This is a genomic window from Allobosea sp., assembly GCF_030694325.1.
In the GTDB taxonomy this organism is placed as follows: Bacteria; Pseudomonadota; Alphaproteobacteria; order Rhizobiales; family Beijerinckiaceae; genus Allobosea.
The window spans coordinates 1-12,338 of the sequence record NZ_JAUXYO010000100.1; the positions used below are offsets into that span (position 1 = coordinate 1).

Genomic DNA, 12,338 nt, shown 5'->3' on the forward strand with positions numbered 1-12,338 from the left:
GCCGCGGCGCCCATCGGCTCATGGGGTCGAGAGGTCCCTTTTGGAAAGAGCGCGTGAAGACCAGGATCGGCGCGACGCCACTTCAGGTCAAAATCTTACCGGTGCAGCGCCGCAACCCGCTGTGCGCCGGCCCACGCATTATGACCCCACGGTTGCCTTGAGCACAGAGCGCGAGATTCACGCGAATGAGACCAGGTCAGAACCGGCGCATGCGCGGCCGTAACAACAACAATAACAACAGCAATAACAACGGTAACCGGAAGGCGCCCAATCCGCTGCAGCGGAGCTATGAGTCGAACGGGCCGGACGTCAAGGTTCGCGGCACCGCTCAGCACGTCGCGGAAAAGTATCTGCAGCTGGCGCGAGACGCTCAGTCATCGGGCGATCCGGTTTCGGCGGAGAACTATTTCCAGCACGCCGAACATTATTATCGCATCCTGCTCGCAGCCCAGGAGCAGATGGCCCAGCAGTTCGGCCACAGCTTCCCGCCCAATCGCGCCTTCAACGAGGATGCCGATGACGGAGAGGAAGAGGGCGACGAGGACGGCCAGGGCATGCAGCCGGGAGGGCCCCAGCCCGACGGCCGCAACGTCCAGGGCGGCGCTGTGAACGGCAACGGCTATAACGGCAATGGCGGTGCGCGGCAGGATGGCGAAGGCCAGGACGGCCAGCGCTTCGATCGTCCGCCCCGCAACAACGATCGCCAGCCGAACGACCGCTTCGGCAACGATCGGCAGGGCAATGATCGCAACGGCAACCGCCGCTTCGACCGAAACGACCGGCCCGAGCGCAATGACAGGCCCGCCCGCGATGGCGAGCGGCGCTTCGACCGACCGGAAGGCGGCCAGCCCGTGCAGGGCGGCTATGCGCCGCGTCCCGACGCGCCGCGGTCCGACATTCCTGTGGGTGGCGATCAGCCCGAACTGGCGCCGCAGCCCGTGCAGGGCGAGCGCCGCTTCGACCGTCCCGAGCGCGGACCGCGGCCGGAGCGCCGCCCCCGTCGCGAGCGCGAGGCTGATCTCGACACAGACCAGCCCGGCGATGTCGCCGCTGCGCTGCCATCCTTCCTGACGACGCCGGTCCGCGTGCCGTCGGCCGAGCCGGCTCCCGCCGCCATCGATCCGGTCGCCGCCGAGGGCGGCGATGGCGCTCCAGCCGAGGGCGCCGTGAAGCGGCCGCGCCGCCGCCGTTCGCCCCGCGAGGTCATGGATGCGCTGGGGTCCGAGACGGATGGCTCGCCCGAGTGAGCCAAGCCTGCGACTGAACAAGAAGGGGCTCGCAGGGGCCCCTTTTTCGTTCCGGGAAGGATGGGGCTGCCTGCGTCAGGCGATTCCGAGCGGGGCGGGCCTGTCGACGAGGTCGAAGCGCTCGCCCTCGGCCACCCGGCCGCCTGTCGTGATCTGGCAGTAGATCCCGCAGTCGACATGCCCGAAGGCGGTCATCAGTGCCTTTGGCAGTTGCAGGTCGCGCGCGCCGGTCTGCGGATCGACATTCGTGGCCGCACAGCGCTCGATCCGCTTGATGACCTGCAGCTTCACGCCGGATGCGGTGGTCAGCTCGCGCCCGACGAGATCAAGCTCGCGCCAGGGTCCCAGCCCCTCGACCATGACGTTGCCGCGGAACCGCAGCGGATCGACGGCCGAGCCGATGCGCTTCTCCAGGTCGGCCACGCTGGCGAGGTTGATCAGCGAAACGAAGCCCGAGCGCGAATCGGTGAAGCGGTAGCCCGCCGGCGCTCGCAGCAATCGCGGCTGGCCGCGCAGCGCCTCCGGCATGAACGTCTCGAAGAACGCACTGATGGAGCCTTGCCCCGCGGGTGTCGCCGTGTCCGCCCGCAGCACCTCCTGGCCGTCCCGGGCGATGACGAGCTCGCCGCTGGGGTCGTCATAGCGGGTGCGCAGCGTCGCCAGCGCCTCGTGCCGCATCAGCATCAGATATTTGATCTTGGGCTGATGGACAGGCTCGGCCGGGTCGAAGCCCGACGGCCCATTCTCGATCGCAAACAGCCGGTCGCCGGGAAAATAGGCGTTCGCTTCCAGTTGCGCCGAGGTCAGGCGTTCGGGCGACAGACCCTTGACGGGATAGCGGTAGAGCGAGGCGATGCGCATGGGGAGGGACCTGAAGCAAGGCGGGCCGCGAGATTAGCGCGACCTCCGCGCGGAGAGCGATGAATTCCTGGCATGGCAGCGATCAGTCCCGCGAAATGCGGGTCCGGACCGCCTCCTCCTCGACCTCGGGCAGTTCCGCCACCGAGCGCTGGCAGCCCCAGCCGGCGAGCACGGCATCCGTCTCCTCGACCACGAAGAAGCGTGCCGCCTCGCGTTCATAGCCATCGGCCAGCAACTGCTCGTAGTCGGTGTGGACGTGGCGGACATGGCTCCCCAGCGCGAGCCAGAGCGCAGTCGCAGGCGGCAGATCCTTCATATGTCGCCGCTCGGCCAGTTCCACCACGGCCTGCGCGTCGGCGAGCGGAATGCCCGGCGCCAGAGCCCGGAGCGCCTTGCGGATCGATTGCTGGCGCTGCGTTCCTGCCATGCCGAGAAAGTGGTCTCACGATCTGACGCTCGTCAATGCTTTGCGTGGCGCCGCCACTTACGTTGCGCGGATGCCACACCTATCTCTGTGTTCGAAGGGCGGCCCCGACGGGAGCCCCATCTTGAGGAAAGGCAACCGGATCACGCTGCCACGGGGCGTGCCGGTGGGCGGAGTGAAGCTATGAACATCGAAAAATATACGGATCGGGCGAAAGGTTTCCTGCAGGCCGCGCAGACCATCGCGCTGCGCGAGGGCCATCAGCAGTTCGCGCCTGAGCATCTGCTCAAGGCGCTGCTGGACGACAATGAGGGCATGGCCGCCGGGCTGATCGACCGCTCGGGTGGTAACGCCAAGCTCGCGCTCCAGCTCACCGATGCCGCACTCGCGCGCCTCCCGAAGGTGAGCGGCGCTGGCGCCGGCGGGCTCAGCCTGACGCAGGGCCTGGCGCGTGTCTTCGACACCGCCGAGAAGGCGGCCGAGAAGGCGGGCGATTCGTTCGTGACCGTCGAACGGCTCCTGCTCGCTCTGGCGATCGAAAAGGACAGCGAGGCCGGCAAGGCGCTCAGCAAGGCCGGTGTCACGCCGCAGGCGCTCAATGCCGCCGTCGAGGCGATCCGCAAGGGCCGCACCGCCGACTCCGCCAGCGCCGAGCAGAGCTACGACGCCTTGAAGAAATATGCGCGCGACCTCACGGCCGCCGCCCGCGAGGGCAAGCTCGATCCGGTCATCGGCCGCGACGAGGAGATCCGCCGCACGATCCAGGTTCTCTCGCGCCGCACCAAGAACAATCCTGTGCTGATCGGCGAGCCAGGCGTCGGCAAGACCGCCATCGCCGAGGGGCTGGCGCTGCGCATCGTCAATGGCGACGTGCCCGAGGGCCTCAAGGACAAGGACCTGCTCTCGCTCGACATGGGCTCCCTGATCGCCGGCGCGAAGTACCGCGGCGAGTTCGAGGAGCGGCTGAAGGCCGTGCTGAACGAGGTTTCGGCGGCCGAAGGCGGCATCATCCTCTTCATCGACGAGATGCACACGCTTGTCGGCGCCGGCAAGAGCGACGGGGCGATGGACGCCTCGAACCTGCTCAAGCCCGCTCTGGCGCGCGGCGACCTGCACTGCATCGGCGCCACCACGCTCGACGAGTACCGCAATTATGTCGAGAAGGACGCAGCCCTGGCGCGGCGCTTCCAGCCCGTCTTCGTCGACGAGCCCTCGGTCGAGGACACTGTCTCGATCCTGCGCGGGCTGAAGGAGAAATACGAGCAGCACCACCGTGTCCGCATCACGGATTCGGCGCTGGTCTCGGCCGCGACGCTATCGAACCGCTACATCACCGACCGCTTCCTGCCCGACAAGGCGATCGACCTCGTCGACGAGGCCTCGGCGCGGCTGCGCATGCAGGTCGATTCCAAGCCCGAGGAACTGGACTCGATCGACCGCGAGATCGTGCGCCTCAAGATTGAGCAGGAGGCGCTCAAGAAGGAGAGCGACTCCGGCTCGAAGGAGCGGCTGAAGCGGCTCGAATCCGAGCTCGCCGATCTTGAGTCGCGCTCGGCCACGATCACGGCGAAGTGGAAGGCCGAGAAGGACAAGCTCGGCGCCGCCGCCGAGCTGAAGACCAAGCTCGAAAACGCCCGCAACGAATTGGCGCAGGCCCAGCGCAAGGGCGAGTACCAGCGCGCCGGCGAACTCGCCTATGGCGAGATTCCGCAGCTCGAGAAGACGCTGGCCGAGATCGAGGCCATCGGCGACAATTCGGGCATGGTCGAAGAGGCCGTGACCGCCGACCATGTCGCGCAGGTCGTCAGCCGCTGGACCGGCGTGCCGGTGGACCGGATGCTGGAGGGCGAGAAGGACAAGCTCCTGCGCATGGAGCAGGTTCTGGCCGCGCGCGTCGTCGGTCAGCGCGAAGCGGTCGAGGCCGTCTCGACGGCCGTGCGTCGCGCCCGGGCCGGTCTGCAGGACCCCAACCGCCCGAGCGGCTCCTGCATGTTCCTGGGGCCGACCGGCGTCGGCAAGACCGAACTGACCAAGGCGCTGGCCTCGTTCCTGTTCGACGACGACACCGCGATGGTGCGCCTCGACATGTCCGAATACATGGAGAAGCACTCCGTCGCCCGGCTGATCGGCGCACCTCCCGGCTATGTCGGCTATGAGGAGGGCGGGGCGCTCACCGAAGCCGTGCGCCGCCGGCCCTATCAGGTCGTGCTCTTCGACGAGGTCGAGAAGGCGCATCCCGACGTGTTCAACGTCCTGCTGCAGGTCCTCGACGACGGCCGCCTCACCGACGGCCAGGGCCGCACGGTCGACTTCCGCAACGTGCTGATCATCATGACCTCGAATCTCGGTTCGGAGTATCTGGTGAACCAGCCCGAGGGGCAGGATTCCGAGGCCGTCCGCGACGAGGTGATGGGCGTGGTCAGGCAGGCCTTCCGGCCGGAGTTCCTGAACCGCATCGACGACATCATCCTGTTCCACCGGCTGCGCCGGGAGGACATGGGCGCGATCGTCGATATCCAGATGGCCCGCCTCGCCAAGCTCCTGACCGACCGCAAGATCGTGCTGGAGCTGTCGAAAGAGGCGCGCCAGTGGCTCGCCGACAAGGGCTACGACCCGGCCTATGGCGCGCGCCCGCTCAAGCGCGTCATCCAGAAGTCGGTCCAGGACCCGCTGGCCGAGATGCTGCTTGCCGGCAAGGTCCATGACGGCGAGACGGTGCCGGTCACGGTCGGCCCCGCCAGCCTGATGCTGGGCGATGTTGCGGCCGTGAAGGAAAAGCGGCCGGTGGGCGTGCCGCTGAACTGAACTCTTTTCCCTTCTCCCCTCGGGGGAGAAGGTGTCTGCGCAGCAGACGGATGAGGGAAGGGTCGCGCAAGCGGCCCTTTCTTGTTTCCGGTCGAGGCATCCCTCATCCGTCAGCGCTGCGCGCTGCCACCTTCTCCCCCGAGGGGAGAAGGATCACCCCGCTTCAGCAAAAACACCGCCTGTGCGCCAAAGAGGTTCCAGAACCACCAGGGCGCACTGACGCCGACGCGGCCGCCCGCCGCGTCGAGCGCCACCGCGCGCTCCTTTTCCGCGCCGATCGTGTCGCATAGCGTCACGAAATCGCGGATCGTGCAGAAATGGATGTTGGGCGTGTCCCACCACGCATAGGGCAGCGAATCCGTCACCGGCATGCGGCCCAGGAAAAAGACCTGACTGCGCATTTTCCAATGCCCGAAATTCGGGAAGGAGATGATCGCGCGCCGGCCGATCCGCAGCATCTGCTCCAGCACGAAGCGCGGGTTGCGCGTCGCCTGGATCGTCTGGGACAGGATGACGTAGTCGAAGGCGTCGTCTGGGTATTCGGTGAGGTCCGTGTCCGCGTCGCCCTGGATCACCGAGAGCCCGCGCGCCACGCATCCGGCCACGCCCTCGCGCGACAATTCGATGCCGCGCGCATCGACATTGCGGGTTTCGGCGAGCAGCGCCAGCAATTGCCCGTCGCCGCAGCCGACATCGAGCACGCGCGAGCCGGGCGTCACCATCTCGGCGACGAGCTTGAGGTCGATGCGGTTGGTGTGGGTGTCCATCGTCGTCAAGAGGATCTCCACCTGTCATTCCGGGGCTTCGCGCAGCGAAGAACCCGGAACCCACGACTGGCCTCCGAAGGGAAAGACACCTGCCCGACAGGGCTCACCCGGTCGTGGGTTCCGGGTTCGGCCCTCCGGGCCGCCCCGGAATGACAGGGTAGGGCGCTCATCTCAAATCCCCCTGGCCCGCGCTGCCGCGCCGAGGAAGCCGCGCGTCGTGGCGAACAGGTTGGGCTCCTCGAGGAGGAAGGCGTCGTGGCCCTTGTCGCTCTCGAGCTCGACGAAGGACACAGACGCGCCCGCCGCGTTGAGCGCATGCACGATCGCGCGGGAATCGGCGGTCGGGAACAGCCAGTCGGAGGTGAAGGACGCCACGCAGAAGCGCGTCTTCGTGCCCGCAAAAGCCTTGGCCAGCACGCCGTCATGGTCGGCGGCGAGGTCGAAATAATCCATCGCCCGCGTCACGTAGAGATAGGAATTGGCGTCGAACCGCTCGACGAAGGACAGCCCCTGGTAGCGCAGATAGCTCTCGACCTGGAAATCCGCGTCGAAAGAGAAGGTCGGCGCCTCCCGGTCCTGCAGCTTGCGGCCGAATTTGCGGTGCAGCGCGGGCTCCGAGAGATAGGTGATGTGCGCCCCCATGCGCGCCACCGAAAGCCCCTTGGAGGGGCGCGTGCCCTCCTCGAGATAGCGCCCGGCCCGCCAGTCGGGGTCGGCCATCACGGCCTGGCGGCCGACCTCGTGGAAGGCGATGTTCTGGGCGGAATGCTTGGCGGCGGTGGCCAGCGGCAGCGCGGCGAAGACGCGCTCTGGATAGCTCGCCGCCCATTGCAGCACCTGCATGCCGCCCATCGAGCCCCCGGCGACGCAGAACAGCGTTTCGATGCCGAGACTGTCGACGAGATGCCCCTGCGCCCGCACCATGTCGCGGATCGTCACCATCGGGAAGCCGAGCCCCCAGGGCTGGCCGGTCTCCGGGTTGGTCGAGGCCGGGCCGGTCGTGCCGGTGCAGCCGCCGACGACATTGGCGCAGATCACGAAGAAGCGGTCGGTGTCTACAGGCTTGCCGGGGCCGACCATGGCGGTCCACCAGCCGCCTTTGCCGGTGATCGGATTGCGGCTCGCCACATGCTGGTCGCCGGTGAGGGCATGGCAGACCAGGATGGCGTTCGACCGCGACACGTTCAAAGTGCCGTAAGTCTGGTAGGCGATCTGCCAATGGCCGAGGCTGACGCCGCAATCCATCCGCAACGGCGTATCGGGGGCAAAGCGCGCCACCGCGCTCGTCGGCTCGTTCGCTTCCTTCAGGGGGTCGGCCAGGTTCGCGGAAAAGTCGCTCATTCTTGTCCGTTTCGACGCGATAATCTGTCTTGCCGGTCAGCTCGTTCGGAAGATCGAACTCTAGCGATGCCGCGACAAGGCCTGTCTGTCAACGCGGCGATGCGTTTGGTCGCTTTGCCAAGGCGAGGTGGGAGCGCTAAGAGCTTCGATCAACTCCTCAGCCCTCATCCTGAGGAGCAGCCTACAGGCTGCGTCTCGAAGGATGCTCCAGAGCGTGCTGGACCATCCTTCGAGACGCCGCTGCGCGGCTCCTCAGGATGAGGGCTGTTCCTCGCATCGCGCTGCCGTCATGACCGAAGCTGCTCCGACCACCCTTGCCGATCTGCGTGCGGAGATCGACCGCATCGATGCGGAGATGCATGCGCTGCTGATGGAGCGCTCCTCGATCATCGAGACGCTGATTTCGGTCAAGAAGACGCAAGTCTCCGGCTCCGCCTTCCGGCCCGGTCGCGAGGCCGACATGATGAAACGCCTGGCGCTGCGCCATAAGGGGCTGCTGCCGCTCGATACGATCGAGGGCATCTGGCGCATCATCATCGCCACCTTCACCTATGTGCAGGCGAACTACGCCGTCCATGCCGACGTCTCGGGTGGCGATGCGGCGATGCGCGATTCCGCCCGCTTCCATTTCGGCTTCACCGTGCCCTTCGTCACCCATGCGGATGCGCGCGCCGTCATCCGCGCGGTGGCGGATTCGGCCGGCGATCTCGGCATCTTCCGCATGGACCAGGGCGCCAGCGCCGGGATCTGGTGGCGCGATCTCGTCGGCGCCGACGCGCCCAAGATCATCGCGCGCCTGCCCTTCATCGAGCGGCCGAACCATCCGGCCGGAACGCCGGTCTACTGCGTCGCCAAGCCGCTGGCCGATGCCGCCATGCGCGAGATCGTGCTCTACGCCGCCCGCGTCGAGCGCTGGTCCGAGACGCTGCGGGCCGGGCTCGCCCAGCACCTCGCCGAGGTCTCGGCCTCGGCCGCCGACGGCTCGCATCTCTCGCTGCTGGTGGCGGCCTCGGGCGAGGTCGATCAGGCGACGATCCGCGCCTCGCTGGAGCCTGCCGGCCTCAGCGACTTCGCCGAAATCGGCAGCCACGCCGCCCGCTTCGCCTTCAAGCCCGTCCGTTCGTGAACCCGATTATGTCTCTCGCCTGATCCACCACCGTCATCCCGGACGAAGCGAAGCGGAGCTCCGGGATCCATCGTAGAGTGCGGTGCCCTCCGATGGATTCCGGGTCTCCCTTCGGTCGCCCGGAATGACGGAGAGGGTCGTCAACGCCGAAAGCCAAGACCATGTCCGCAGCCACCCGACCCATGCCCCGCCCCGGCGTCCTCGACATCGAGGCCTATGTCCCCGGCAAATCGGCCGCTCCGGCCGGCGTGAAGCTGCACAAGCTCTCCTCGAACGAGACGCCGCTGGGCCCCAGCCCCAAGGCCGTCGAGGCCTATGGCAAGATCGCCGCCAAGCTCGAGCTCTATCCGGACGGCTCCTCGACCAAGCTGCGCGAGGCGATCGCCGCCCGCTACGGGCTCGACGCCGGCCGCATCCTCTGCGGCACCGGCTCGGACGAACTGCTCCAGCTCATCACCAAGGCCTATCTCGGCGATGGCGACGAGGGCGTCTTCACCCAGCACGGCTTCCTCGTCTACCGCATCGCGATCCTGGCGGCCGGCGGCAAGCCTGTCGTGGTCGACGAGACGAACCTCACCGCCGATGTCGACGCCATCCTCGCGGCGGTGACGCCGCGCACGAAGATCGTCTTCCTCGCCAACCCCAACAACCCGACCGGGACCTATCTGCCCTTCGACGAGGTCAAGCGCCTCCATGCCGGGCTGCCCTCGCATGTGCTGCTGGTGCTGGACGCGGCCTATGCCGAATATGTCCGCCGCAACGACTATGCCTCGGGTCTCGAACTGGTCGCCGAGAGCGAGAACGTCGTGATGACGCGCACCTTCTCGAAGATCTACGGCCTCGCCAATCTGCGCATCGGCTGGATGTATGGCCCGGCCCACATCATCGACGCGCTGGAGCGCATCCGCGGCCCGTTCAACGTCAACGGCGCGGCGATCGAGGCCGGCGCGGCCGCCATCGCCGACGAGGCCCATGTCGCCGCCGCGTTCGAGCACAACGACACATGGCTGGCCTGGACCACCGCCGAGCTGGAGAAGCTCGGCCTGACGGTCACGCCTTCGGTCGGCAACTTCGTGCTGGTCCATTTCCCCGCGACGCCGGGCCGCACGGCGAAGGAGGCCGACGCCTTCCTGACGCAGCGCGGCCTGATCCTGCGCGGGGTCGGCGCCTATGGCCTGCCGGGCGCGCTGCGCATGACCATCGGCACGCAGGAGCAGAACCGGCTCGTCGTCGCCGCGCTCAGTGAATTCCTGGCGGCGTGATGGCGCCGTCCCAGGACAGCTTCGCGCCGCGGCGCGACGCCCCGCTCTTCAGGCGGCTCGCGATCATCGGCATCGGGCTGATCGGCTCCTCGATCGCCCATGCCGCCAAGGCGCTGAACCTCGCCGGCCGCGTCGTACTCTACGATCGTGAACCGGAGGTCCGGCAGCGGGCCCGCGAACTCGGCCTCGGCCACGAGATCGCCGACACGGCCGCCGCTGCCGTGGCGGACGCCGACCACATCATCCTCTGCGTGCCCGTCGGCGCCTGCGGGCCGGTCGCGGCCGAGATCGCCTCTGCGCTCAAGCCGGGCGCGATCCTCTCCGATGTCGGCTCGGTCAAGAAATCCGTGGTCGATGCGGTGATGCCGCATCTGCCGGAAGGCGTGCATTTCGTCCCGGCCCATCCCGTTGCGGGCACGGAGAATTCCGGCCCCGATGCCGGCTTCTCCAGCCTCTTCCTCAACCGCTGGTGCATCCTGACCCCGGCGGAGGACGCCGATCCGGCCGCCATCGCCTCCACCCGCCAGTTCTGGGAGGGCATGGGCGCGATCGTCGAGGTGATGACGGCGAGCCATCATGACCTCGTGCTGGCCGTCACCAGCCATCTGCCGCATCTGATCGCCTACAACATCGTCGGCACGGCGGAGGACCTGGCGGCGGTGACGCAGTCGGAGGTGATCAAGTTCTCAGCCGGCGGCTTCCGCGACTTCACCCGCATCGCGGCCTCCGACCCGACGATGTGGCGCGACGTCTTCCTGCATAACAAGGATGCGGTGCTGGAGATGCTGGGCCGCTTCAGCGAGGATCTGGCGGTGCTGACCCGCGCCATCCGCTTCGGCGACGGCGACACGCTGCACAAGCACTTCACCCGCACCCGCGCCATCCGCCGCGGCATCGTCGCGCTCGGCCAGGAGAAGCCGGAGACGGAAAAGCTGCGCAAGGACTGACGACCACGCCGGATTTTCCGGCCGAGCCCCGTGCCGTTGCCTTGCCAAGAATCGACCGGGCTGGTAGAGGCTCCCGCGTCGCCGCTTTAGCTCAGCTGGTAGAGCACCTCATTCGTAATGAGGGGGTCGGGGGTTCGAATCCCTCAAGCGGCACCACTCCGACATTCTGCTGCGTCCGCAACCGCCCCAAAAGGGCGGTTTTTTTGATGGTTTCGGCGGCTTTTGGCTTCGTTGCTGGCCGACGACGTTCATCGACAGCCCCTCGATTGTTGGCCTAGAGCGTGCTGAGTTTTCTCGGAACCACCGCCGTCATCCCGGGCTTGCCCCGGGATCCATCGGAGGGCTCCAGAGCCTTATGATGGATTTTGGATCGGCGCGGCTGCGCCGCTTGTCCGGAATGACGGACTGTTTCCGAGTGAAATCAGCATGCTCTAGGGACTGGCCAACGATGCGCTGGCCGATCGGCTGATTTCCGAGATCACGGCGGCTGAGGTTTTGGCCGTGCTTCGAAAAGCAGAAGGCCAAGGCCGCTTGGAGACGGCCAAGCGCCTGCGTGCGGTGATCGGCGACGTTTTCCGCTATGCCATCGCCACGGCGCGGGCCGTCAACGATCCGACCTTCGCCCATCGCGCCGCGACCACCTTGCCTGTGGTAAAGCATCGCGCCGCGATCACGGATCCGATCCAGCTTGGCGGCTTGATGCGCGCGATCGACGGCTTCCATGGACAGCCCTCAACCAATGCGGCGCTGCGCCTGATGCCCGGCATAGCGCGCCCGAGCGCGGCCTCCATGGTCTGGGCCGCAGACAGGCCGGGCCATCCGAGCGAGGCCGCGATCAGAAGGCCAAGCAGTGTGGCCTTTCCCGTGTTGTTCTTATTCGCGCATCGCAATGTAAAACTTACCTTTGAAAGGTATGTATTCTTTACTACGCAATTCAATGAAATATTGGACCATGGTTAACGCGCTTTTAATCAACCTGCGGATGTCTCTCGCCTCTCAAATGCCGGAAGACCCATCCGATCGCCGATGATCCCTCGGTTGGATCTCGGTTTACCTCTCCCGGAAAACGCGATGCGCGTGGTCAAGGACGGGTTTGATCAGGTAGGACATCGCCGTTCTGTCCTCGGTCGTGATCAGAACCTCGACAGGCATGCCTGGCACGAGCGTCTTGCCTTCGAGGGCCGAGGCTTCGTCGCGCGAGATTTCGATGTCCGCGCTGTAGAACTGCGCGCCGGTCTGCGGATCCTTGGTCGTAGCAGGCGAGACGTGGCGGACGCGTCCGGGGATTTCGGGCGTGGTGTTGCGGGCGAAGGCTGCAAAGCGCAGGCGTGCGGTCTGACCTTCGCGGACCTGGTCGATGTCGGCCGGCGCGATTTTGACCTCGACCAGGAGCTTTGCGGTGCGCGGCACGATCGTGGCCAGCCGCGCGGCCGGCGTGATCACGCCGCCGACGGTGAATACGCTGAGCTCGTTCACGGTGCCGGCCACCGGCGACCGGATCACCGAGCGCGCCAGCCGGTCCTCCGAGGCGAACCGGCGGTCGGACAGCTCGGCGACC

At 67.0% G+C, this 12,338-nt stretch carries 10 protein-coding genes, 1 tRNA gene and 1 pseudogene; 7 read left to right on the forward strand and 5 right to left on the reverse strand.

Annotated elements, in window-relative coordinates; genetic code table 11:
* Nucleotides 1-209: 209 nt before the first annotated feature.
* Complete coding sequence (locus Q8M82_RS06025) at nucleotides 210-1,247, forward strand: DUF4167 domain-containing protein (protein ID WP_305690471.1); 1,038 nt, start codon at nucleotides 210-212, stop codon at nucleotides 1,245-1,247.
* Nucleotides 1,248-1,322: 75 nt separating this feature from the next.
* On the opposite strand, the gene Q8M82_RS06030 is transcribed toward Q8M82_RS06025, so the two are convergent.
* Entirely contained in the window at nucleotides 1,323-2,108 is a 786-nt protein-coding gene (locus Q8M82_RS06030; protein WP_305690472.1) for an MOSC domain-containing protein, read from the reverse strand.
* Nucleotides 2,109-2,190: 82 nt separating this feature from the next.
* Entirely contained in the window at nucleotides 2,191-2,535 is a 345-nt protein-coding gene (locus tag Q8M82_RS06035) for a DUF2293 domain-containing protein (protein WP_305690473.1), read from the reverse strand.
* A gap of 180 nt (nucleotides 2,536-2,715) precedes the next feature.
* On the opposite strand from Q8M82_RS06035, the gene clpB reads away from it, so the two are divergent.
* Entirely contained in the window at nucleotides 2,716-5,337 is a 2,622-nt protein-coding gene (clpB, locus tag Q8M82_RS06040) for an ATP-dependent chaperone ClpB (protein WP_305690474.1), read from the forward strand.
* 110 nt (nucleotides 5,338-5,447) lie between these two features.
* On the opposite strand, the gene metW is transcribed toward clpB, so the two are convergent.
* On the reverse strand, nucleotides 5,448-6,104 hold the full coding sequence (gene metW, locus Q8M82_RS06045) for a methionine biosynthesis protein MetW (RefSeq protein WP_305690481.1): 657 nt from the start codon (nucleotides 6,102-6,104) through the stop codon (nucleotides 5,448-5,450).
* A 171-nt stretch (nucleotides 6,105-6,275) separates the two neighbouring features.
* The gene (metX, locus tag Q8M82_RS06050; protein ID WP_305690475.1) at nucleotides 6,276-7,445 is read right to left on the reverse strand and encodes a homoserine O-acetyltransferase MetX; all 1,170 of its coding nucleotides are present in this window, start codon (nucleotides 7,443-7,445) and stop codon (nucleotides 6,276-6,278) included.
* Between the two features lie 289 nt (nucleotides 7,446-7,734).
* Between metX and Q8M82_RS06055 the strand changes: the two genes are divergently transcribed.
* The 5 genes from Q8M82_RS06055 to Q8M82_RS06075 all read left to right on the forward strand — a co-directional run bounded on the left by Q8M82_RS06055 (nucleotide 7,735) and on the right by Q8M82_RS06075 (nucleotide 11,740).
* Nucleotides 7,735-8,571 carry a chorismate mutase gene (locus tag Q8M82_RS06055; RefSeq protein ID WP_305690476.1) on the forward strand — a complete coding sequence of 279 codons (837 nt, stop codon included), beginning with the start codon at nucleotides 7,735-7,737 and terminating at the stop codon, nucleotides 8,569-8,571.
* A gap of 161 nt (nucleotides 8,572-8,732) precedes the next feature.
* Nucleotides 8,733-9,833 carry a histidinol-phosphate transaminase gene (gene hisC / locus Q8M82_RS06060; protein WP_305690477.1) on the forward strand — a complete coding sequence of 367 codons (1,101 nt, stop codon included), beginning with the start codon at nucleotides 8,733-8,735 and terminating at the stop codon, nucleotides 9,831-9,833.
* Nucleotides 9,833-10,780, forward strand: a complete 948-nt coding sequence (locus Q8M82_RS06065) for a prephenate/arogenate dehydrogenase family protein (RefSeq protein WP_305690478.1) — start codon at nucleotides 9,833-9,835, stop codon at nucleotides 10,778-10,780. Before hisC ends, Q8M82_RS06065 begins: the two co-directional genes overlap by 1 nt.
* Nucleotides 10,781-10,860: 80 nt before the next feature.
* A tRNA-Thr gene (locus Q8M82_RS06070) sits at nucleotides 10,861-10,936 on the forward strand.
* Nucleotides 10,937-11,233: 297 nt separating this feature from the next.
* Nucleotides 11,234-11,740, forward strand: coding sequence for a tyrosine-type recombinase/integrase (locus Q8M82_RS06075; RefSeq protein ID WP_371126251.1), 507 nt, complete (start codon nucleotides 11,234-11,236; stop codon nucleotides 11,738-11,740).
* A gap of 90 nt (nucleotides 11,741-11,830) precedes the next feature.
* On the opposite strand, the pseudogene Q8M82_RS06080 reads toward Q8M82_RS06075, so the two are convergent.
* Nucleotides 11,831-12,338 (reverse strand): annotated as a pseudogene (locus tag Q8M82_RS06080) (HlyD family type I secretion periplasmic adaptor subunit); the annotation flags it as partial.